20 protein-coding genes are annotated in these 20,880 nt (G+C 59.9%); 13 read left to right on the top strand and 7 right to left on the bottom strand.

Features of this window, described 5'->3' with window-relative positions:
* Positions 1 to 138: 138 nt before the first annotated feature.
* Positions 139 to 1,356 carry an argininosuccinate synthase gene (locus tag ACQKEN_RS07780; protein WP_007938916.1) on the bottom strand — a complete coding sequence of 406 codons (1,218 nt, stop codon included), beginning with the start codon at positions 1,354 to 1,356 and terminating at the stop codon, positions 139 to 141.
* A gap of 130 nt (positions 1,357 to 1,486) precedes the next feature.
* Positions 1,487 to 2,473 carry a flagellar protein MotY gene (locus ACQKEN_RS07775; RefSeq protein ID WP_427684858.1) on the bottom strand — a complete coding sequence of 329 codons (987 nt, stop codon included), beginning with the start codon at positions 2,471 to 2,473 and terminating at the stop codon, positions 1,487 to 1,489.
* 144 nt (positions 2,474 to 2,617) lie between these two features.
* On the opposite strand from ACQKEN_RS07775, the gene pyrC reads away from it, so the two are divergent.
* The 4 genes from pyrC to bfr all read left to right on the top strand — a co-directional run bounded on the left by pyrC (position 2,618) and on the right by bfr (position 5,837).
* Complete coding sequence (gene pyrC / locus ACQKEN_RS07770) at positions 2,618 to 3,664, top strand: dihydroorotase (RefSeq protein ID WP_427684856.1); 1,047 nt, start codon at positions 2,618 to 2,620, stop codon at positions 3,662 to 3,664.
* Positions 3,661 to 4,338, top strand: a complete 678-nt coding sequence (gene rnt / locus ACQKEN_RS07765) for a ribonuclease T (RefSeq protein ID WP_074888982.1) — start codon at positions 3,661 to 3,663, stop codon at positions 4,336 to 4,338. Before pyrC ends, rnt begins: the two co-directional genes overlap by 4 nt.
* Before the next feature lie 603 nt (positions 4,339 to 4,941).
* The gene (locus tag ACQKEN_RS07760) at positions 4,942 to 5,160 is read left to right on the top strand and encodes a bacterioferritin-associated ferredoxin (protein ID WP_065992556.1); all 219 of its coding nucleotides are present in this window, start codon (positions 4,942 to 4,944) and stop codon (positions 5,158 to 5,160) included.
* 200 nt (positions 5,161 to 5,360) lie between these two features.
* The gene (gene bfr / locus ACQKEN_RS07755; protein WP_065992554.1) at positions 5,361 to 5,837 is read left to right on the top strand and encodes a bacterioferritin; all 477 of its coding nucleotides are present in this window, start codon (positions 5,361 to 5,363) and stop codon (positions 5,835 to 5,837) included.
* A gap of 88 nt (positions 5,838 to 5,925) precedes the next feature.
* Here the strand turns inward: bfr and grxD are convergent, their stop codons facing one another.
* The 3 genes from grxD to ACQKEN_RS07740 form a co-directional block, all read right to left on the bottom strand.
* Positions 5,926 to 6,255 (bottom strand): Grx4 family monothiol glutaredoxin, encoded by a 330-nt coding sequence (gene grxD, locus ACQKEN_RS07750; protein WP_074888979.1) that lies wholly within the window; start codon positions 6,253 to 6,255, stop codon positions 5,926 to 5,928.
* Between the two features lie 116 nt (positions 6,256 to 6,371).
* The gene (locus ACQKEN_RS07745; RefSeq protein ID WP_427684853.1) at positions 6,372 to 8,480 is read right to left on the bottom strand and encodes a molybdopterin oxidoreductase family protein; all 2,109 of its coding nucleotides are present in this window, start codon (positions 8,478 to 8,480) and stop codon (positions 6,372 to 6,374) included.
* A gap of 146 nt (positions 8,481 to 8,626) precedes the next feature.
* Positions 8,627 to 8,929, bottom strand: coding sequence for a hypothetical protein (locus ACQKEN_RS07740; protein WP_192171588.1), 303 nt, complete (start codon positions 8,927 to 8,929; stop codon positions 8,627 to 8,629).
* 450 nt (positions 8,930 to 9,379) lie between these two features.
* Here ACQKEN_RS07740 and argF point away from each other — a divergent pair, with 450 nt between their 5' ends.
* Positions 9,380 to 10,300, top strand: a complete 921-nt coding sequence (gene argF / locus ACQKEN_RS07735) for an ornithine carbamoyltransferase (protein WP_427684851.1) — start codon at positions 9,380 to 9,382, stop codon at positions 10,298 to 10,300.
* Positions 10,297 to 11,394: an ABC transporter ATP-binding protein gene (locus ACQKEN_RS07730; RefSeq protein ID WP_427684849.1), complete on the top strand. Its 1,098-nt coding sequence runs from the start codon at positions 10,297 to 10,299 to the stop codon at positions 11,392 to 11,394. Before argF ends, ACQKEN_RS07730 begins: the two co-directional genes overlap by 4 nt.
* Positions 11,395 to 11,436: 42 nt before the next feature.
* On the opposite strand, the gene ACQKEN_RS07725 is transcribed toward ACQKEN_RS07730, so the two are convergent.
* Both ACQKEN_RS07725 and ybaK read right to left on the bottom strand, forming a co-directional pair.
* Positions 11,437 to 12,225 carry a PhzF family phenazine biosynthesis protein gene (locus tag ACQKEN_RS07725; protein WP_133772530.1) on the bottom strand — a complete coding sequence of 263 codons (789 nt, stop codon included), beginning with the start codon at positions 12,223 to 12,225 and terminating at the stop codon, positions 11,437 to 11,439.
* Between the two features lie 108 nt (positions 12,226 to 12,333).
* Entirely contained in the window at positions 12,334 to 12,804 is a 471-nt protein-coding gene (gene ybaK / locus ACQKEN_RS07720) for a Cys-tRNA(Pro) deacylase (RefSeq protein ID WP_133772528.1), read from the bottom strand.
* A 298-nt stretch (positions 12,805 to 13,102) separates the two neighbouring features.
* On the opposite strand from ybaK, the gene glpK reads away from it, so the two are divergent.
* From glpK to ACQKEN_RS07685, 7 genes are all read left to right on the top strand, one after another.
* The gene (gene glpK, locus ACQKEN_RS07715) at positions 13,103 to 14,608 is read left to right on the top strand and encodes a glycerol kinase GlpK (RefSeq protein WP_427684847.1); all 1,506 of its coding nucleotides are present in this window, start codon (positions 13,103 to 13,105) and stop codon (positions 14,606 to 14,608) included.
* A gap of 95 nt (positions 14,609 to 14,703) precedes the next feature.
* Entirely contained in the window at positions 14,704 to 15,459 is a 756-nt protein-coding gene (locus ACQKEN_RS07710; RefSeq protein ID WP_074888955.1) for a DeoR/GlpR family transcriptional regulator, read from the top strand.
* Positions 15,460 to 15,674: 215 nt separating this feature from the next.
* Complete coding sequence (gene glpD / locus ACQKEN_RS07705) at positions 15,675 to 17,237, top strand: glycerol-3-phosphate dehydrogenase (RefSeq protein WP_427684845.1); 1,563 nt, start codon at positions 15,675 to 15,677, stop codon at positions 17,235 to 17,237.
* A gap of 392 nt (positions 17,238 to 17,629) precedes the next feature.
* Entirely contained in the window at positions 17,630 to 18,544 is a 915-nt protein-coding gene (locus tag ACQKEN_RS07700; protein ID WP_427684844.1) for a glutamate/aspartate ABC transporter substrate-binding protein, read from the top strand.
* Between the two features lie 118 nt (positions 18,545 to 18,662).
* Positions 18,663 to 19,409, top strand: a complete 747-nt coding sequence (locus ACQKEN_RS07695) for an amino acid ABC transporter permease (protein ID WP_133772523.1) — start codon at positions 18,663 to 18,665, stop codon at positions 19,407 to 19,409.
* Entirely contained in the window at positions 19,409 to 20,074 is a 666-nt protein-coding gene (locus tag ACQKEN_RS07690) for an amino acid ABC transporter permease (RefSeq protein ID WP_074888945.1), read from the top strand. The genes ACQKEN_RS07695 and ACQKEN_RS07690 overlap by 1 nt, the downstream gene beginning before the upstream one ends.
* On the top strand, positions 20,071 to 20,805 hold the full coding sequence (locus ACQKEN_RS07685; RefSeq protein ID WP_037012313.1) for an amino acid ABC transporter ATP-binding protein: 735 nt from the start codon (positions 20,071 to 20,073) through the stop codon (positions 20,803 to 20,805). Before ACQKEN_RS07690 ends, ACQKEN_RS07685 begins: the two co-directional genes overlap by 4 nt.
* The last annotated feature ends 75 nt before the right edge of the window (positions 20,806 to 20,880 follow it).

Below are 20,880 nucleotides of genomic sequence, written 5' to 3'. Positions count from 1 at the left end.
TTTTACCGCCTGTAAACGGGGGCAAAAATCGGCCAGCGCGGGCGCGGGAAGAGTGTTGAATGAATCGCCGGCGGTATGAGGAGGCCAAGTGTAATGAGTGCAGCCCCGAACAGGGCTGCACATCAACCACGACAGTGATCAGAACAACTTGCGGCCCTTGTTCGCTGCAATGCGCATGCGCAATGCGTTGAGCTTGATGAAGCCCGCCGCATCTGCCTGATTGTAGGCGCCGCCGTCTTCTTCAAACGTCGCGATGTTCGCATCAAACAGCGACTCGTCGGACTTGCGACCGGTCACGATCACATTGCCCTTATAAAGCTTCAGGCGCACGACGCCGTTCACATGTGCCTGCGAAGCATCGATCATCTGTTGCAGCATAAGACGCTCAGGGCTCCACCAGTAGCCGGTGTAGATCAGGCTGGCGTACTTGGGCATCAGCTCGTCTTTGAGGTGGGCGACTTCGCGGTCCAGGGTGATCGACTCGATCGCGCGGTGAGCACGCAGCATGATCGTGCCGCCCGGGGTCTCGTAGCAGCCGCGGGATTTCATGCCGACGTAGCGGTTCTCGACGATGTCCAGACGACCGATACCGTGCTCGCCGCCAATGCGGTTCAAGGTGGCGAGGACGGTGGCCGGGGTCATTTCGACGCCGTCCAGCGCCACGATGTCGCCGTTGCGGTAGGTCAGCTCCAGGTACTGCGGCTTGTCCGGCGCGTTTTCCGGGGACACTGTCCACCGCCACATGTCTTCTTCGTGCTCGGTCCAGGTGTCTTCAAGCACGCCGCCTTCATAGGAAATGTGCAGCAGGTTGGCGTCCATCGAGTACGGGGACTTTTTCTTGCCGTGGCGCTCGATCGGAATCGCGTGCTTCTCGGCGTAGTCCATGAGCTTCTCGCGGGACAGCAAGTCCCACTCGCGCCATGGCGCAATCACTTTTACACCTGGCTTGAGCGCATAGGCGCCCAGTTCGAAGCGGACCTGGTCGTTGCCTTTGCCGGTAGCGCCGTGGGAAATGGCGTCAGCGCCGGTTTCGTTGGCGATTTCGATGAGGCGTTTGGCAATCAGGGGGCGCGCGATGGAAGTACCCAGCAGGTACTCGCCTTCGTAGACGGTGTTGGCGCGGAACATCGGGAACACGAAATCACGCACGAATTCTTCGCGCAGGTCGTCGATGTAGATTTCTTTGACGCCCATGGCTTGTGCCTTGGCGCGTGCTGGCTCGACTTCTTCGCCCTGACCCAGGTCAGCGGTGAAGGTCACCACCTCGCAGTTGTACGTATCTTGCAGCCACTTGAGGATTACCGAAGTATCCAGGCCACCGGAATACGCGAGAACTACCTTGTTTACGTCCGCCATGCCATCACTCCAACGCGTTGTACGGAAAACCGTCGAGTTTACCGATCACGCGCGGGAATTTACAGTGTCGCGACAGCTTCTGACGACAAAGCGACAGATTCTGTCAGTCAGACGACCTGCCTGATCATCATCAAGAGGCCTTGGCGGGTGTCGCACCTGCCGCTGTAACAGGCGCCGCGCCCGGGGCTGGCGTTGCAGCGGGCACGGGCAATGGAGCAGGCATCGGGGCAGGCGCGGCGGATGGCGGCACGGCCGGGGTTTGCTGCGCCACACGTTCCAGGTGAATGTTCACCCGACGGTTGCGCGCGCGATTGGCATTGTTGGTGTTTGGCGCCAGGGGGTACTGCTCGCCGTGGAAGCGCAGGGTGATCTGTTCCTCCGGGATGCCCTGGGCCTTGAGGTAGTCCATGACCGACAGCGCCCGACGCCGCGACAGATCGCGGTTGGTCAACCGGTTGCCGCTGTTGTCGGAGTGACCGTCAAGCTCGACGTGATTGACCGTCGGATCGGCCTTCATATAAGCCAGCACGGTGTCCAGCTTGCGTTTGGCCGTAGCGTCCAGCTCGATACCGCCGCCAGGGAAGCCGATCTCGGACTGCCGCACTTGCTCGAAATTCATCGGCAAGAGCTTCGCCGTACACACTTGAAACTCGCCGTAGGCCTTGCTGAATTTGACCGGCAGCAGACGGACTTCCATCGCGCCGCCGCCATCACGCAGAGAATGACGAATCACCGGGCTGCGCCCCTCCATCAGGCCCGCAATCAGACGCGTCGCCTGGGCCTGATTGGTATTGAAAGGAGTCTCACCGCTGTTGACTTTAACGGCGCCAAGATTGAGGTCACTGCGACCCGGCTGCCACGGCGCTGCAGCGGCAATCAACATGGCCGAACCGGACGCCAGGCTGTAGCCATTTGCTTTCAAGCGAAACGTCGGCTGCTCACCCGCGCGGCGCACGAACTCGCCGGCACCGAAATCGGTGATCGGCTGCGTCAGCCTGCACTCGAACTGATCGCCTTCCACCTTCCACTCAATATTCTCCAGACGGGTCTGGAAGGTGAGCGCCATGGCCGGCAGACTGGCAAACGCGCTGAGCAGGGCTAAATATCGCTGGCGCACGGGAGGCTCCACTAAATTCACGTGTAACAAGATTTATGACTTACACGTGGCTATCGGTAACTTCCCGCAAAACTTGATAGCGAGTGCCTGGAGGAGTCTTTTCCGGTAGCATTCCCAGCGAGTTTGACCCGCCTGGAATCCCCAATGTCCGAACGCCTGACCCTCCTGCGCCCCGACGACTGGCATATCCATCTTCGAGATGGCGCTGTTCTGCCCCACACCGTCGCCGACGTAGCGCGCACTTTTGGCCGCGCGATCATCATGCCGAACCTCGTGCCCCCGGTACGCAACGCGGAGCAAGCGGACGCCTATCGTCAGCGCATCCTCGCTGCGCGCCCTCAAGGCAGCCGATTCGAGCCTCTGATGGTGCTTTACCTCACCGACCTGACGCAGCCCGAAGAGATTCGCGCCGCCAAGGCCAGTGGCTTCGTGTACGCCGCCAAGTTGTACCCGGCGGGCGCGACGACCAATTCCGATTCCGGTGTGACCAGTGTCGACAAGATCTTCCCGGTGCTCGAGGCGATGGCTGAAGCAGGCCTGCCGCTGCTGATCCACGGCGAAGTGACCCGCGGCGACATCGACGTGTTCGACCGCGAAAAGATTTTCATCGACGAGCACATGCGCCGCGTCGTCGAGCGTTTTCCGACGTTGAAAGTGGTGTTCGAACACATCACCACCGCCGACGCCGTGCAGTTCGTCAATGAAGCATCGGCCAATGTGGGCGCGACCATCACGGCTCACCACCTGCTGTACAACCGCAACCACATGCTGGTGGGCGGCATTCGCCCTCACTTCTATTGCCTGCCGATTCTCAAGCGCAATACCCATCAGGTTGCCCTGCTCGATGCCGCCACCAGCGGCAGCAGCAAGTTCTTCCTCGGCACGGACTCCGCGCCCCACGCGCAGCACGCCAAAGAAGCGGCCTGCGGTTGTGCCGGCTGTTACACCGCATTCGCCGCCATCGAGCTGTACGCCGAGGCGTTCGAATCACGCAATGCGCTGGACAAGCTGGAAGGTTTCGCCAGTCTGCACGGCCCGGCGTTCTACGGCCTGCCGACCAACACCGACACCATTACCCTGGTTCGTGACGAGTGGACGGCCCCCGCCAGCCTGCCGTTTGGCGAGCTTTCTGTTATCCCGCTGCGCGCCGGTGAAAAACTGCGCTGGCGCCTGCTGGAGGAACACGCGTGAGTGAAGAACATTACGAAGACGAGCAAGAAGGTTCCGGTGGCGGTACAGGATCCCGGCACCCGATGGCTGCCCGTTTTCGCGGCTACCTGCCCGTTGTTGTTGACGTAGAAACAGGCGGCTTCAATTGCGCCACTGATGCGTTGCTGGAAATCGCGGCCACGACGATTGGCATGGACGAGAAAGGCTTTGTCTTTCCGGACCACACCTATTTCTTCCGCGTTGAACCCTTCGAAGGCGCCAACGTTGAAGCCGCGGCGCTGGAGTTCACCGGCATCAAGCTGGATCACCCGCTGCGCATGGCCGTGAGCGAAGAAACGGCGCTGACGGACATCTTCCGCGGCATCCGCAAGGCGCTGAAAGCCAACGGCTGCAAACGCGCGATTCTGGTGGGCCACAATGCCAGCTTCGACCTGGGCTTCCTCAACGCAGCGGTTGCGCGGCTGGACATGAAGCGCAATCCGTTCCACCCGTTCTCCAGCTTCGACACCGCGACGCTGGCGGGCCTGGCGTACGGTCAGACTGTTCTGGCGAAAGCCTGCCAGTCGGCGGACATCGATTTCGACGGTCGCGAAGCCCATTCGGCCCGTTACGACACCGAGAAGACTGCCGAGCTGTTCTGCGGCATCGTCAACCGCTGGAAAGAAATGGGCGGCTGGCACGACTTCGACAACTGAGTCGACTTTGCTGCGCGATACAAGAACCGGCCCATGTGGCCGGTTTTTTTATGGGGGTGAGGATCGGCAGGCAGTGATCGGCTCAAACTCCGTCGGCGCCCCGACTGGCCCCTTCCCGGCTAAAGCCGGTCCCACTAAAAAGCACGTCGCGTACAACCCGTGGGACCGGCTTCAGCCGGGAAGCTTTTGATCTGCTTAAACGCGCTTTTGATCTTCCTACGCAAAAACCCCAGTCACCGCCAAACGCGACTTGGGTGCAGGCTGAACGCAGGTCTCGCGCAGTGGGCCGAGCCGCATGGATGCGGCGAGAGCGCCGTCAGGACATGGATGTCCGTTCGGCGCGGGCCCACGGAGCGAGACCGGAGTGAAGGAACCCTGACGAAGGAAGGGCCAAACCAGGAGCAGGCACCCTTGGTTACTTGGGGTGCTTTTCCAAGTAACTCGCCGAAGGCGAAACAGTTCTGCCGTTAGGCAGAACTCCTCACTGCCGCAGCTGACCACTCATCGGTAGCCACACAAAGAGGCCTGAGTAGTTTTGACAAGCATTCTCATTAACATTAGTATCTCTCGCATTGAGCCAATCACTCAGCGACGGTTTCTTATATGTATGTCTGCCTCTGCCAAGGTGTTACCGACGGACAAATCCGTGAAGCAATCATGGAAGGATGCTGCAGCTATCGTGACGTCCGCGAAACCCTGGGTGTCGCCAGCAAGTGCGGGAAATGTGCCTGCCTCGCGAAGGAAGTGGTGCGTGAAACCCTGACCGAGCTCCAGACCAGTCACGCCGCCCTCGCCTATCCCGCAGAATTTTCAGCTGCCTGAATCACCGCTTTCAAACAAAACCGGACACTGTCCGGTTTTTTTATGCCTTTAATTCAATCGCTTAGCCACAAGATGCGGAACACAAACATTCTTATTCCTATTTATTTTCACTTATTATTCAATAACTTAGGTTTGACAGAGTTATAGAGGGGGCTCAGACTTGCCGCCTGTATTACCTATATCTTCGACAGGACCCGATCATGAAAGGCGACATCACAGTCATCCAGCATCTCAACAAGATCCTCGGTAACGAGCTGGTCGCGATCAATCAGTACTTCCTGCATGCGCGCATGTACGAAGACTGGGGCCTGAACAAGTTGGGCAAACACGAGTACCACGAATCCATCGACGAGATGAAACACGCTGACAAACTGATCAAGCGCATCCTGTTCCTGGAAGGCCTGCCGAACCTGCAGGACCTGGGCAAGATCCTGATCGGCGAACACACCAAGGAAATGCTTGAGTGTGACCTGCGCATCGAGCGCAAAGGCCACGCCGATTTGAAAGCCGCCATCGCGCACTGCGAAACCGTCGGCGACTTCGGCAGCCGCGAAATGCTGGAAGACATTCTGGAATCGGAAGAAGAGCACATCGACTGGCTGGAAACCCAGCTGGGGCTGATCGACAAGGTCGGCATCGAGAACTACCTGCAGTCTCAGATGGGCGAAGAGGACTGATTCCGGTCCCCACCATCGTCTAATAACGGCGCCCAATAAAAAGCCCCGCTTCTCGGCAGAGAGCAGGGCTTTTTTACGACTGCCGAAATCAGGCAGTAGCGTTTTTCGCAACAGCGGCTTTTACCAGTTCCTGCAGCGAACCGTCAGCCTGCATTTCAGTGATGATGTCGCTACCGCCGACCAGCTCACCACCGACCCACAGCTGCGGAAAGGTTGGCCAGTTGGCGTATTTCGGCAGGTTGGCGCGGATTTCCGGGTTCTGCAGGATATCGACGTACGCGAACTTTTCGCCACACGCCATCAGTGCCTGAGAAGCCTTGGCCGAGAAGCCGCACTGAGGGGCATTCGGAGCGCCTTTCATGTAAAGCAGAACGGTGTTGCTGGCAATCTGGTCTTTGATCGTTTCGATAATATCCATGGAGCACCTCGGCTAAACTTTACGACTGTATGTGTCGACACGGTGGCGCATTCTAAACGATTCCCGAGCATAACGCTCGGTCTTGGCCTTGATCACTGTGATGAAGATGATGGCCATCATGCCGCCGCGACAGTGACCGGCACCCCATTCAACACGGCGTTACCGGAAATCCCGTCCAGTGCCCGCTCGTCAGTCAAGTCATTGGCGCTTTCGCCTGGCTGGGCCGTCGCGATGTCCATTTTTACGCCCGGACGGCCGTGGCCCCAGCCATGGGGCAGGCTGACGACACCGCGCATCATGTCGGCGCTGCCCATCACTTCAACCTCGATTACGCCGACCCGCGAGCTGACCCTGACCCGCTGACCGTCCATCAACCCCCGGCTGAGCAAGTCATCGGGGTGCATCAGCAACTGATGCCGCGGCTTGCCTTTCACCAGCCGGTGGTAATTGTGCATCCAGGAATTATTACTGCGCACATGGCGCCGGCCGATCAGCATCAGGCCATCGGCCTGGGGCGCAGGCTCCTCGGCGAAACGCGCAAGGTCAGCAAGAATCAATGGCGGCGCGGCCTGCACGCGCTGGTTCACGGTTTTAAGGCGCGCGGCGAGATTGGGTTTGAGCGGGCCGAGGTCCAGACCATGGGGATAGTGCGCCAGTGTCTCCAGCGACAACTTCAGCGGGGACGCATCGCCATAGAGCCCTGCGCGCAAACCGCGATCGACCATCTGCGCCGGCGGCATCGTCGGTTTTAGCTCGCGGCCGGTTTTCAGCGCGAAGGCCTGGGCGAGGCCGACGAAGATTTCCCAGTCGTGCAATGCGCCCTCGGGCTTGGCGAGGATTGCGCGGTTGAACCGGGTGACATTGCGCACGGCGAACATGTTGAACGTGGTGTCGTAGTGATCGTTTTCCAGCGCGGAGGTCGACGGCAGGATCAGGTCTGCGTGCCGCGTGGTTTCGTTGATGTACAAATCGACGCTGACCATGAACTCCAGCCCTTCAAGCGCGGTGTCGAGCTGACGGCCGTTGGGCGTCGACAACACCGGGTTGCCCGCGACCGTAATCAGCGCCTTGATCTGCCCTTCCCCCGGGGTCAGCATTTCCTCGGCCAGCGCAGAAACCGGCAGCTCGCCGCCGTACTCCGGCAGTTGCGAGACGCGACTCTGCCAGCGATTGAAGCTGCCGCCGGAGGTCGACGCCACCAAGTCCAGCGCGGGTTCGGTGCACAGCGCACCGCCTGCACGGTCAAGATTGCCGGTGACCAGATTGATCAGTTGCACCAGCCAGTGGCACAGCGTGCCGAACGCTTGAGTGGAAATGCCCATGCGCCCGTAACAAACGCCGCTTTTGGCAGCGGCGAAGTCCCGCGCGAGCTGCCTGATCTGCTCGGCGGGCACGCCGCATCGAGGACTCATGGCGTCGGCGTTCATCTCGCTGACAGCGGCGCGGACGTCTTCAAGACCATCAACGGCAAGATGGCTTTCTCGGGTCAGGCCTTCGGCAAACAGGGTGTGCAGCAGGCCAAACAGAAACGCCGCGTCGCCGCCCGGACGGATGAAGAGGTGCTGATCGGCTATAGCAGCGGTTTCACTGCGGCGCGGATCGACCACAACGACTTTGCCGCCACGGGCCTGGATCGCTTTCAGACGCTTCTCGACGTCGGGCACGGTCATGATGCTGCCGTTGGACGCCAGCGGATTACCGCCGAGGATGAGCATGAAATCGGTGTGTTCAATGTCGGCAATGGGCAGCAGCAGGCCGTGGCCGTACATCAAATGACTGGTCAGGTGATGAGGCAACTGGTCCACGGAGGTTGCGGAATAGCGGTTACGGGTTTTCAGCAGCCCGAGAAAATAGTTGCTGTGGGTCATCAGCCCATAGTTGTGCACGCTGGGGTTGCCCTGGTACACCGCCACTGCGTTCTGACCATGACGCTCCTGAATCCCGGCAAGGCGCTCGGCAATCAGCTCAAACGCGGCCTGCCACTCGATCGGCTGCCAGTCATTGCCAATGCGCTGCATGGGCTGCCGGAGGCGATCGGGGTCATTCTGGATGTCCTGCAGCGCGACGGCTTTGGGGCAGATGTGCCCGCGACTGAACGTGTCCTGCGCATCACCCTTGATCGAGGTGATGAGGGTGGTAGCGTCCTCCTGCAGGGTGGTTTCGAGGGTGAGGCCGCAGATCGCCTCGCACAGGTGGCAGGCACGGTGGTGGAGAGTCTTGGTCATCGCCAGTCTCGAGTTTTTATAGGGCGATCAGGCCGATCGCGGATACAAAACTATGGGACCTGTAAGGGCGATGCGCCAGAAATGTCAGCGCCGTGAATCGGGCAGCATCAGGCGAGCCGATAGCTCACCCGATGAAGAAACGTCACTCAGGAAGCGGCACCACCGATGGGCGTAACCACCTTGCGCTGCATCTGCACCTCATGAACGGTTTCGATTTGCTCCTGAGACACCTGGATGCCGGTGAGTTCGCCGATCAGCCGCCAGTGCTCGTCAAGTCCGGCACTAATGGTCGCCATGCGATCGATCATCCGGCGTCCCGCAGAACGTGTGACCTCGTCTTCGCTGCGCATCAGTTCGAACGACATCGACGTCATGGACGCCGTGAGGTGCGTAAGGGTTCGAGCCGTCAGCCCGAGCAGTTCCGTCAGTTGTTGCTCTTTTGAATCCATTCCCCACCTCTTTTGGAGGACATAAGCGGCCTTTATAACCCACGCCGATGGTTTAGGAAACGTCCGGGTTTCCGCGGCGTGAAGCATGTCGCATAAGGCTGCACAGTGGTTTGCGACTGTTACGAATCGGGCAGTAATCGCGGCGACGCCAAAGAGAGTTACAAGCGACCTGTCCGATCAGGACTACTGCGGTGGCGAATGGCCTGCGCAGAATCGTGACTGTAGCACTTCGTTACATGAAAAGCGTCCTGCGAACGGCGCTTTCAGGCTACCGAACGTCCGACGACGATTTTCCGTCACGGCGGGCCTTGGCATCAGGCGACATTTTCTTATACCCTCGCGCCTTCCCTATTCGTCGCCCCGTGCGGCTTTCGCCGCAGGTCTCGCCCGTTTTTCCGAAAAAACCCGGCTTTGAGGATCTGCGGTCTGTTGCAGACAAGGTAGTTAATGATGAGCGCAAGGCACTTTCTCTCGATGATGGACTACACCCCCGCTGAGCTGGTCGGGGTGATTCGTCGCGGCGTTGAGCTGAAGGACCTGCGAAATCGAGGTGTACTCTTCGAGCCATTGAAGGGCCGCATCCTGGCGATGATCTTCGAAAAATCATCCACCCGGACGCGAGTTTCGTTCGAGGCCGGGATGATCCAGCTGGGCGGGCAGGCCATCTTCCTGTCCCCTCGAGACACTCAACTCGGGCGTGGCGAGCCGATTGCCGACGGCGCGCGGGTCATGTCGCGGATGGTCGATGCCGTGATGATCCGGACCTTCGCCCACAGCAACCTCACCGAATTCGCTGCCCATTCCCGCGTGCCGGTGATCAACGGCCTGTCCGATGACCTTCATCCGTGCCAGTTGCTGGCCGACATGCAGACGTTCCTCGAACACCGTGGCTCCATTCAGGGCAAGACCGTGGCGTGGATCGGCGATGGCAACAACATGTGCAACAGCTATATAGAAGCAGCGATTCAGTTCGACTTTCAGCTGCGTGTCGCCTGTCCGGAAGGCTACGAACCCAGCGCGCACTACCTGGCCATGGCGGGCGATCGCGTGACCCTGATCCGTGATCCCCACGAAGCGGTAAAAGGCGCACACCTGGTCTCCACCGATGTGTGGACGTCCATGGGCCAGGAAGAAGAAGCCGCCAAGCGTCTGGCCCTGTTCAAGCCTTTCCAGGTCACCCGTGCAATGCTGGACCGCGCGGCTGACGACGTGATTTTCATGCACTGCCTGCCGGCGCACCGTGGTGAAGAGATCAGCGAAGACCTGCTGGATGACCCGCGTTCGGTGGCGTGGGATCAGGCGGAGAACCGGCTGCACGCGCAGAAAGCCCTGCTCGAATTTCTCGTGGCCCCGGCCTTCACCGCACCATGAGTCAGCCTTTGTTGCTGACCCTGCATAACCTCGCCTGCGGTTATCAGGACCAACGGGTGGTGCAGAACCTCAATCTGCACTTGAATGCCGGTGACATCGGGTGCCTGCTGGGTTCGTCCGGCTGCGGCAAGACCACCACCCTGCGCGCCATCGCCGGTTTCGAGCCGGTCCATGAAGGCGAGATCAGGCTGGCGGGCGAGGTCATTTCCCGGGCCGGGTTTACCCTGGCACCGGAGAAGCGCCGGATCGGCATGGTGTTTCAGGACTACGCCCTGTTTCCGCATCTCACCGTCGCCGACAACATCGCCTTCGGCATCCGCAATCACCCGCGCCAGAAGCAGGTGGTTCAGGAAATGCTGGAGCTGGTCAATCTCGGCGCGCTGGGCACGCGTCATCCCCATGAGCTTTCCGGTGGGCAGCAGCAACGGGTGGCGCTGGCCCGCGCGCTCGCGCCGGAGCCGCAGTTGTTGCTGCTGGATGAGCCGTTTTCAAATCTGGATGGCGAGTTGCGTCGGCGCCTGAGCCACGAGGTGCGCGACATTCTCAAAGCCCGTGGGACCAGCGCGATTCTGGTGACCCACGACCAGGAAGAAGCCTTTGCCGTGAGCGATCACGTCGGCGTGTTCAAGGACGGTCGGCTGGAGCAGTGGGACACGCCCTACAACCTCTATCACGAGCCGGCGACGCCTTATGTCGCCAGTTTCGTCGGTCAGGGTTATTTCATTCGCGGGACAATGATCGATGCCGAATCGGTGCAGACCGAATTGGGTGTGCTGCGAGGTAACCGTGGCTACGCCGGCGCGCGCGGCACCCCGATGGATGTGCTGCTGCGCCCTGACGACATCGTTTATGCGCCCGACAGCCCGATCAAGGCCCGCGTTGCGGGGCTGACGTTCCAGGGCGCGGCTACGTTGTATCGTTTGCAGCTACCGACCGGCACGCACCTCGAAGCGTTATTCCCCAGCCATGTGGATCTACGCGCCGGGGATCAGGTCGGCTTCAACGTGTCAGCCGAGCATCTGGTGCTCTTTCCAGCCTCGGGCAGTGTGCCGGTGCATCGGAGCGTTCCGGTGCATCGGGACGTGACGGTCTGAAGGCCTGTCATTCTCGATCAGGCACTTTCAGCCTCGTATCAACTAGCCGAGTATCAACGCGCCGCTGGCAACCAGCGTCGCGTGGCCGCCAATCTTCACGCGTTCACCCTCCAGCCGGCAGAACAGCTCCCCTCCCCGCGCCGACGCCTGATAACCGGTCAGGCTGAATTTGTTCAGACGGGCCGACCAGTAGGGAATCAGGCTGCAGTGCGTCGAGCCCGTGACCGGGTCTTCATTGATGCCGATGCCCGGCGCGAAGTAGCGCGAGACAAAATCGTAGCGCTCGCCGTCCCCCTTGGCGGTGACGATCACCCCAGGCCACGGCAACCGCGCGATGGCGGCAAAGTCGGGTTTGCAATCGCGAACAGCCTGCTCGGACTCCAGCACCACGAGCAATTCCGCCGCACTCAGCACGTCGACGACGGCAGTCCCGAGAGCACGCTCGATTTCCACCGTCACACCCTGCTCGGCGGGGGGCATCGACGGAAAGTCCAGAACCAGCCGATTGCTCTCACGGCTCACACTCAACGGCCCGGATTTGCCGATGAAGTGAATGACCTCGGCCTTCTCGCCGTACTTCTCGAACAGCACAAAGGCGCTGGCGAGGGTCGCATGACCGCACAACGGCACTTCATGGGTCGGGGTGAACCAGCGTATGTGCCAGCCCGGGGCCTCACGGACCAGAAAGGCGGTCTCCGACAAATTGTGCTCCGAAGCAATTTGCTGCATCAATTGATCGGAAAGCCAGGCGTCAAGGCGGTAGACCATGGCCGGGTTGCCTGAGAACGGGCGGTCGGTGAAGGCATCGACCTGGTGGAATTCAAGCTGCATGGAAGGCATCCCCGAGTGAATGGACGCGGCAACCCGGTTCGGGCGCTGCGGGTCTGCGGCCAGTTTCACCGCTTGAAAGGGTCAGGCATTTCTGACGAACCCGGCGAATCATTCCCGGCCGATCCGGGCAAAGGTCGCACCGGTGTGTTGTGCAAGTACAGCGGCGGGCAGCTCGACTTCAAGCCCGCGCCGACCTGCGCTGACAAAAATCGTCGCGAACGGTTGAGCGGACTCATCGATGAAGGTGCGCAGCCTTTTCTTCTGCCCAAGCGGGCTGATCCCGCCCAGTAAATAGCCGGTGGCACGTTGGGCGGCACCCGGATCAGCCATTTCGGCCTTCTTCGCGCCTGCGGCATGGGCCAGGGCTTTCAGGTCCAGCGAGCCGACGACGGGGACAACGGCCACCAGCAGCTCGCCTTTCTCGGTGCTGGCGAGCAGCGTCTTGAACACCTGGGCGGGGGCCAGATCGAGCTTCTCTGCCGCTTCCAGGCCATACGAAGCGGCTTTGGGATCGTGCTCATAACTGTGGACGCGATGTTCGGCGCGAACCTTTTTCAGTAAATCCAATGCAGGGGTCATGCAGCACTCCAGACAGCCAGATACTTTCTCTTTTGCTGACGATACTTTAGGCCATCGGTTATCGAAATGCCTGCATTCGAGAAGGACTTATCCACTAATATCGGCGTCTTGGAACATTCATCGGTAACGTTCGCTTTCGACCTTTGACAAGGTTCGTTTACGTCTATATTTTTTCGAATACGAATATCCCGCTTGCTTCCTTGACGCCATCCCGGTATTCAGTGCGCAAAGGCACCTCGCACAGGCAAAAAAACGGACGGCCGTTTCCGGAAACTCGCTACATCACCAGGCATTCACCATGACCGACACCGAAAATAAGAATTACATCATCGCTCTGGATCAAGGCACCACCAGCTCCCGCGCCATCATTTTTGACCGCGACGCCAACGTGGTCAGCAGCGCCCAGAGTGAGTTCGTTCAGCACTATCCCCAGCCTGGCTGGGTCGAGCACGATCCGATGGAGATCTTCGCGACCCAGACCGCGTGCATGACCAAGGTGCTCGCCCAAGCCAACCTGCATCACAACCAGATCGCGGCGATCGGTATCACCAACCAGCGTGAAACCACAGTGGTCTGGGAAAAGGACACCGGCCGGCCGATCTACAACGCTGTGGTCTGGCAGTGCCGCCGCAGCACCGAGATCTGCCAGCAACTCAAGCGTGACGGTCTGGAAGACTACATCCGGGACACCACCGGTCTGGTCATCGACCCGTACTTTTCCGGCAGCAAACTGAAGTGGATTCTTGACCACGTTGAAGGCAGCCGCGAGCGCGCCCGCCGTGGCGAGCTGCTGTTCGGCACCGTCGATAGCTGGCTGATCTGGAAATTTACCGGCGGCAAGGTGCACGTCACCGACTACACCAACGCCTCGCGCACGATGATGTTCAACGTCCATACGCTGGAATGGGATCAGCGCATGCTCGATGTACTCGACGTGCCCCGGGAAATGTTGCCGGAGGTCAAGTCGTCGTCCGAAGTCTATGGCCACAGCAAAAGCGGCATTCCCATTGCCGGGATCGCCGGCGATCAGCAATCGGCGTTGTTCGGCCAGATGTGCGTCGAGCCGGGTCAGGCGAAGAACACCTACGGCACGGGTTGCTTCCTGTTGATGAACACGGGCAAGAAGGCCGTCAAATCCAGCCACGGCATGCTCACCACTATTGGCTGCGGTCCACGGGGCGAAGTGGCCTATGCGCTGGAGGGCGCGGTGTTCAACGGCGGTTCCACCGTGCAGTGGCTGCGCGACGAGCTGAAAATCGTCAACGACTCCATGGACACCGAATACTTCGCCACCAAGGTGAAAAACAGCAATGGCGTCTATCTGGTGCCTGCGTTCACCGGTCTGGGCGCGCCCTATTGGGACCCTTATGCACGGGGCGCGCTGTTCGGCCTGACCCGTGGCGTGAAGGTCGACCACATCATCCGTGCGGCGCTGGAGTCCATCGCCTACCAGACCCGCGACGTGCTCGACGCCATGCAACAGGACGCCGGCGAGCCGCTCAAGGCCCTTCGCGTTGACGGCGGCGCAGTGGCCAACAACTTCCTCATGCAGTTCCAGGCCGACATTCTTGGCACGCCGGTGGAGCGCCCGAAAATGCGCGAAACCACCGCACTGGGCGCAGCGTATCTGGCCGGTCTGGCGATCGGTTTCTGGAGCGGGCTGGACGAGCTGAAGGGCAAAGCGGTCATCGAGCGCAAGTTCGAGCCGCAATGCGATGACGCGGAGAAGGAAAAACTCTACGCCGGCTGGCGCAAGGCGGTGGACCGTACGCGCGACTGGGAACCCCACGAAGAGGTCGAATAAGCACGGTTCTGAAAGGAGCGGCAGAGGCATTTTTTCCGGCTGACAGGCCATGGCTGCCTGCGGCATCATGGGCGCCCGTGCCCGAAGGATAAAAAATGAATCTGCCACCCCGTCAACAGCAGATCCTCGAGCTGGTCCGTGAGCGCGGCTACGTCAGCATCGAGGAAATGGCGCAGCTGTTCGTCGTGACCCCGCAAACCATCCGCCGTGACATCAATCAGCTCGCGGAAATGAACCTCCTGCGTCGCTACCACGGTGGCGCGGCCTACGACTCCAGCATTGAAAACACGGCCTACGCCATGCGTGCCGATCAGATGCGCGATGAGAAGCAACGCATCGCCGAGGCCATTGCCGCGCAGATCCCCGATCATGCGTCGCTGTTCATCAACATCGGCACTACCACCGAATCCATCGCCCGCGCGCTGCTCAACCACAACCACTTGAAGATCATTACCAACAACCTGCATGTCGCGTCGATTCTCAGCGGCAAGGACGACTTCGAAGTGCTGCTGGCGGGCGGCAATGTGCGTCGGGACGGTGGCGTGGTCGGTCAGGCGAGCGTGGATTTCATCACGCAGTTCAAGGTCGATTTCGCCCTGGTCGGCATCAGTGGTATCGACGAGGACGGCAGCCTGCTGGATTTCGATTATCAGGAAGTGCGCGTTTCCCAGGCGATCATCGCCAACGCGCGTCAGGTGATCCTGGCCGCGGACTCCAGCAAGTTCGGCCGAAACGCGATGGTTCGACTGGGACCGATCACCCTGATCGATTGCCTGGTGACGGACCAGACGCCGGTGCCCGCGCTGGCGCAACTGCTGACGCAGAACAAGATTCGGCTGGAAGTGGTGTAACCCCCGATCCAGGGGCGAGCGCGATTCCAGCGCTCGCTTCACTTCCGATGTTCGCTTTTGTTCCTTTCCCCTCTCTCCCATCAGTATTTTCAATGAATACTGAGTGGCTGTGTTCGCCTTATTGCGCTACTATTTTCGGAAATGAACATAAATGTTCGAATTCGCCCGCTCTGTGGCGCAACATTCGAACGCGATCGAACACTCAGGAGGCCCCGATGGCCCAGTCCAGTTTGCCCACCCCACCCCTTTCCGAGGTCTATGACGTTGCCGTGATCGGTGGTGGCATCAATGGTGTTGGCATCGCGGCAGACGCATCGGGCCGGGGCCTTTCGGTCTTTCTCTGCGAGAAGGACGACCTCGCCAGCCACACCTCGTCAGCCAGCAGCAAGCTGATTCACGGTGGCCTGCGTTATCTGGAGCACTACGAATTCCGTCTGGTGCGCGAAGCCCTGGCCGAACGCGAAGTGCTGCTGGAAAAAGCGCCGCATATCGTCAAGCCGATGCGTTTCGTGTTGCCTCACCGCCCGCACCTGCGCCCCGCATGGATGATCCGTGCTGGGCTGTTCCTGTATGACCACCTTGGCAAGCGCGAGAAGCTGGCAGCGTCGAAGACCATTCGCTTCGGCGCCAACAGCCCGCTGAACAGTTCGATCACCAAGGGCTTTGAATACTCCGATTGCTGGGTTGACGATGCACGCCTGGTCGTCCTGAACGCCATGGCCGCCCGTGAAAAAGGCGCGCACATTCACACGCAGACCCGCTGCCTGGGCGCCCGTCGCAGCGGCGGTGTGTGGCACATGAACATGGAGCGCGCGGACGGCAGCCTGTTTTCCATTCGCGCCAAAGCGCTGGTTAACGCGGCCGGTCCATGGGTCGCCAAGTTCATTCGTGAGGACTTGAAGCTCGAATCGCAGTACGGCATTCGCCTGATTCAGGGCAGCCACTTGATCGTGCCAAAACTGTACGAAGGCGAAAACGCGTTCATTCTTCAGAACGAAGATCAGCGCATCGTGTTTGCCATTCCGTACCTGGAACGCTTCACCATCATCGGTACCACCGACCGCGAATATTCTGACGACCCGGGCAAGGTCGCGATCACCGAAGGCGAGACCGATTACCTGCTGAAGATCGTCAACGATCACTTCAAGAAGCAACTCAGCCGCGCCGACATTCTGAGCACGTGGTCAGGCGTGCGTCCGCTGTGCAACGACGAGTCGGACAACCCGTCGGCGATCACCCGTGACTACACCCTGTCGCTGTCGGGCAGTGCCCAAGAGGCGCCGATCCTTTCCGTGTTCGGCGGCAAGCTGACGACCTACCGCAAATTGGCGGAATCGGCCATGCAGCAACTTGCGCCGTTTTTCCCGCAGATGAAGCCAAGCTGGACCGCAAAAGCCAGCCTGCCAGGCGGTGAAAGCATGACCACTCCCGATGCATTGGCCGCCGAACTGCAACAGCGTTGCACTTGGCTGCCGGCAGCAATCGCCAAGCGTTGGGCCATTACGTATGGCTCACGCAGCTGGCGCATCGTCGAGGGCGTCCAGGTTCTGAACGAAATGGGCGAGCACTTGGGCGGTGGCCTGTACAGCCGCGAGGTGGATTACCTGTGCAGCGAGGAATGGGCGACCAAGGCCGACGATATCCTGTGGCGCCGGACCAAGCTTGGCTTGTTCACCACTCAGGAAGAGCAACTGAAGGTCCAGGCGTACCTGGATAAAGTGGCGGGCAGCATTAACCCCATCGACCTGATGGTCGTCACCGCGCCCCTCACAGCCTGATTGGGGTGCACTGACCTCCTGTAGGAGCGCGCTTGCCCGCGATGGCATTGGGTCAGTTGATGGAGACGTTGACTGGCACGACGCCTTCGCGGGCAAGCGCGCTCCTACAGGTGACTCAAGCCGCAATATCATTCGGATTCCCGAACACCCTCCCCCTCCCGATTCGGAATCCCGGACGGCCGAACCGCTCCTCGCTCATCCCTCCTCTTTAAATACCCAGCACTTTCATATGCTTAGCGTCGATCACATCTCTGGCATGACTCATGCTCTACACTCTTGCACGATTGCTTCGATGTAGCGTGTCGCCTGACTGGGCCGCCGTTGAAGCGCTCTGAAACGATAGGGCCGTCCAACACCGGCCCAATAAAAAAAACAATGTCGAGGAAAACCAGATGCGCATCGTTCCCCACATCCTGGGCGCAGCCATTGCTGCCGCTTTGATCACCACACCTGTTTTCGCCGCCGAACTCAACGGCACTCTGAAGAAAATCAAAGAGTCGGGCACCATCACACTCGGTCACCGCGACTCCTCCATTCCTTTTTCCTACATCGCTGACGCTTCCGGCGTGCCAGTGGGCTACTCCGCTGACATCCAGCTGAAGATCGTTGAAGCGATCAAGAAAGACCTGGACATGCCCGACCTGAAGGTCAAGTACAACCTGGTCACTTCCCAGACCCGTATCCCGCTGGTGCAGAACGGCACCGTCGACGTTGAATGCGGTTCGACGACCAACAATGCCGAGCGCGCGCAGCAAGTCGACTTCTCCGTCGGCATCTTCGAAATCGGCACCCGTCTGCTGAGCAAGGCTGATTCGTCCTACAAAGACTTTGACGACCTCAAAGGCAAGAACGTCGTGACCACGGCGGGCACCACCTCCGAGCGCATCCTCAAGGCGATGAACGCCGACAAGCAGATGGGCATGAACGTGATTTCGGCCAAGGACCACGGCGAGTCGTTCCAGATGCTGGAATCGGGCCGCGCCGTTGCCTTCATGATGGACGACGCCCTGCTCGCAGGCGAAATGGCCAAGGCCAAGAAGCCGACCGACTGGGCCGTTACCGGCACGCCACAGTCCTACGAAATCTACGGTTGCATGGTTCGCAAGGAAGACCCTGCGTTCAAGAAAGCCGTCGATGACGCCATCGTTGCGACCTACAAATCGGGCGAGATCAACAAGATCTACGACAAGTGGTTCACCCAGCCGATTCCACCAAAAGGCCTGAACCTGATGTTCCCGATGAGCGAACAGCTCAAAGCGCTGATCGCCAACCCGAACGACAAGCCGGCGCCGGACAAGAAGGCCTGAGTCCTTCGCTCCGCCATTCTGAAAACGTGAAAAGCCTGACTTCCGGAGACGCCCTGCGTGTCCGGAAGCCGCTACCTGGCGCGTGCGTGCATAACGATCGATAAGAGGGGAGACCCTGATGAACTACAACTGGGACTGGGGCGTGTTCTTCAAGTCCACGGGCGTCGGCAGCGAGACCTATCTGGACTGGTACATCACCGGGCTGGGCTGGACCATCGCCATTGCCGTCGTTGCCTGGATCATTGCGTTGCTGCTGGGCTCGGTGCTCGGTGTCATGCGCACGGTGCCAAACCGCATCGTTTCTTCAATTGCCGCGATTTACGTGGAAATTTTCCGTAATGTGCCACTGCTGGTGCAGCTGTTCATCTGGTACTTCCTGGTGCCGGATCTGCTGCCCGAGAATCTGCAGGAGTGGTACAAGCAAGACCTTAATCCGACCACCTCGGCGTTCCTGAGCGTTGTCGTGTGCCTGGGCCTGTTCACCGCCGCGCGTGTCTGCGAACAGGTGCGCACCGGGATTCAGGCGTTGCCGGTGGGGCAGGAATCTGCCGCCCGCGCCATGGGTTTCAAACTGCCGCAGATCTACTGGAACGTGCTGTTGCCCCAGGCGTACCGGATCATCATTCCCCCGCTCACCTCCGAATTCCTCAACGTGTTCAAGAACTCGTCCGTGGCGTCGCTGATCGGTCTGATGGAGTTGCTTGCGCAGACCAAACAGACCGCCGAGTTTTCCGCGAACCTGTTCGAAGCCTTCACCCTGGCGACGCTGATCTACTTCACCCTGAACATGAGCCTGATGCTGCTCATGCGTCTGATCGAGAAGAAAGTCGCGGTGCCGGGCCTGATCTCCGTGGGAGGTAAGTAATGGACTTCTCTGGAGTGATTCCCGCCATCCCGGGCATGTGGAACGGCATGCTCATGACCTTGCAGTTGATGGCCATGGGCATTGTGGGCGGCATCATCATCGGCACGATTCTGGCGCTGATGCGATTGTCGTCGAACAAGCTGGCGTCACGGGTTGCCGGCGCCTACGTCAACTACTTCCGCTCGATCCCGCTGCTGCTGGTCATCACCTGGTTCTACCTGGCGGTACCGTTCGTGCTGCGCTGGATCACCGGCGAAGACACACCGATCGGCGCGTTCACCTCCTGCGTCGTGGCGTTCATGATGTTCGAGGCAGCCTACTTCTGTGAAATCGTGCGGGCCGGCGTGCAGTCGATTTCCCGCGGCCAGATGGGCGCGGCTCAAGCGCTGGGCATGACCTACGGCCAGATGATGCGCCTGATCATCCTGCCCCAGGCGTTCCGCAAGATGACCCCGCTGCTGTTGCAGCAGAGCATCATCCTGTTTCAGGACACCTCGCTGGTCTACACGGTCGGTCTGGTCGACTTCCTCAACTCGGCACGCTCCAGCGGCGACATCATCGGGCGCTCCAACGAGTTCCTGATTGTCGCCGGTCTGGTGTACTTCACGATCAGCTTCGCCGCGTCGCGCCTGGTCAAGTTCATGCAAAAAAGGTTAGCCGTATGATTTCCATCAAAAATATCAACAAGTGGTATGGGGACTTCCAGGTGCTGACCGATTGCAGCACTGAGGTCAAAAAAGGCGAAGTGATTGTGGTCTGCGGCCCGTCGGGCTCGGGCAAGTCCACGCTGATCAAGTGCGTCAACGCGCTGGAGCCGTTTCAGAAAGGCGACATCGTGGTCGATGGCACGTCGATCGCTGACCCGAAAACCAATCTGCCGAAACTGCGCTCGCGCGTCGGCATGGTGTTCCAGCATTTCGAGTTGTTCCCGCACCTGACCATCACCGAAAACCTGACCATCGCGCAGATCAAGGTGTTGGGACGCAGCAAGGAAGAAGCCACGAAAAAAGGCCTGCAACTGCTCGAACGTGTCGGCCTCTCGGCCCATGCCCACAAGCACCCGGGGCAACTCTCAGGCGGTCAGCAACAGCGTGTGGCGATTGCCCGCGCATTGGCCATGGACCCGGTGGTGATGCTGTTCGACGAACCGACCTCCGCGCTCGACCCGGAAATGGTCAACGAAGTGCTCGACGTGATGGTGCAGCTGGCCCACGAAGGCATGACCATGATGTGCGTGACCCACGAAATGGGCTTCGCCCGCAAAGTGGCCGATCGCGTGATCTTCATGGACAAGGGCCAGATCGTCGAAGACTGCGAGAAGGAAGAGTTCTTCGGCGACGTCAACGCGCGCTCCGAGCGGGCTCAGCAATTCCTCAACAAAATCCTGCAGCACTAAAAGCATTAGCCCTTCGAGGGCGTAAAACCACCGGCCGCTCGTTCATCAACATGATGAAACGGGCGGCTGGCCGGT

Origin of the sequence: Pseudomonas sp. NPDC078416 (assembly GCF_050268485.1) — a bacterium.
Classification (GTDB): domain Bacteria; phylum Pseudomonadota; class Gammaproteobacteria; order Pseudomonadales; family Pseudomonadaceae; genus Aquipseudomonas.
Note: the sequence above shows the minus strand (reverse complement) of the source record. Positions and strands in the feature narration are given on the sequence as shown.

What these genes read in the sequence shown, in the direction of transcription:
- ACQKEN_RS07780 (WP_007938916.1), bottom strand. Translation starts at nt 1,356, where the DNA reads ATGGCGGACGTAAACAAGGTAGTTCTCGCGTATTCCGGTGGCCTGGAT.
- pyrC (WP_427684856.1), top strand. Translation starts at nt 2,618, where the DNA reads ATGTCCGAACGCCTGACCCTCCTGCGCCCCGACGACTGGCATATCCAT.
- ACQKEN_RS07760 (WP_065992556.1), top strand. Translation starts at nt 4,942, where the DNA reads ATGTATGTCTGCCTCTGCCAAGGTGTTACCGACGGACAAATCCGTGAA.
- bfr (WP_065992554.1), top strand. Translation starts at nt 5,361, where the DNA reads ATGAAAGGCGACATCACAGTCATCCAGCATCTCAACAAGATCCTCGGT.
- grxD (WP_074888979.1), bottom strand. Translation starts at nt 6,255, where the DNA reads ATGGATATTATCGAAACGATCAAAGACCAGATTGCCAGCAACACCGTT.
- ACQKEN_RS07745 (WP_427684853.1), bottom strand. Translation starts at nt 8,480, where the DNA reads ATGACCAAGACTCTCCACCACCGTGCCTGCCACCTGTGCGAGGCGATC.
- ACQKEN_RS07740 (WP_192171588.1), bottom strand. Translation starts at nt 8,929, where the DNA reads ATGGATTCAAAAGAGCAACAACTGACGGAACTGCTCGGGCTGACGGCT.
- argF (WP_427684851.1), top strand. Translation starts at nt 9,380, where the DNA reads ATGAGCGCAAGGCACTTTCTCTCGATGATGGACTACACCCCCGCTGAG.
- ACQKEN_RS07730 (WP_427684849.1), top strand. Translation starts at nt 10,297, where the DNA reads ATGAGTCAGCCTTTGTTGCTGACCCTGCATAACCTCGCCTGCGGTTAT.
- ACQKEN_RS07725 (WP_133772530.1), bottom strand. Translation starts at nt 12,225, where the DNA reads ATGCAGCTTGAATTCCACCAGGTCGATGCCTTCACCGACCGCCCGTTC.
- ybaK (WP_133772528.1), bottom strand. Translation starts at nt 12,804, where the DNA reads ATGACCCCTGCATTGGATTTACTGAAAAAGGTTCGCGCCGAACATCGC.
- glpK (WP_427684847.1), top strand. Translation starts at nt 13,103, where the DNA reads ATGACCGACACCGAAAATAAGAATTACATCATCGCTCTGGATCAAGGC.
- ACQKEN_RS07710 (WP_074888955.1), top strand. Translation starts at nt 14,704, where the DNA reads ATGAATCTGCCACCCCGTCAACAGCAGATCCTCGAGCTGGTCCGTGAG.
- glpD (WP_427684845.1), top strand. Translation starts at nt 15,675, where the DNA reads ATGGCCCAGTCCAGTTTGCCCACCCCACCCCTTTCCGAGGTCTATGAC.
- ACQKEN_RS07700 (WP_427684844.1), top strand. Translation starts at nt 17,630, where the DNA reads ATGCGCATCGTTCCCCACATCCTGGGCGCAGCCATTGCTGCCGCTTTG.
- ACQKEN_RS07695 (WP_133772523.1), top strand. Translation starts at nt 18,663, where the DNA reads ATGAACTACAACTGGGACTGGGGCGTGTTCTTCAAGTCCACGGGCGTC.
- ACQKEN_RS07690 (WP_074888945.1), top strand. Translation starts at nt 19,409, where the DNA reads ATGGACTTCTCTGGAGTGATTCCCGCCATCCCGGGCATGTGGAACGGC.
- ACQKEN_RS07685 (WP_037012313.1), top strand. Translation starts at nt 20,071, where the DNA reads ATGATTTCCATCAAAAATATCAACAAGTGGTATGGGGACTTCCAGGTG.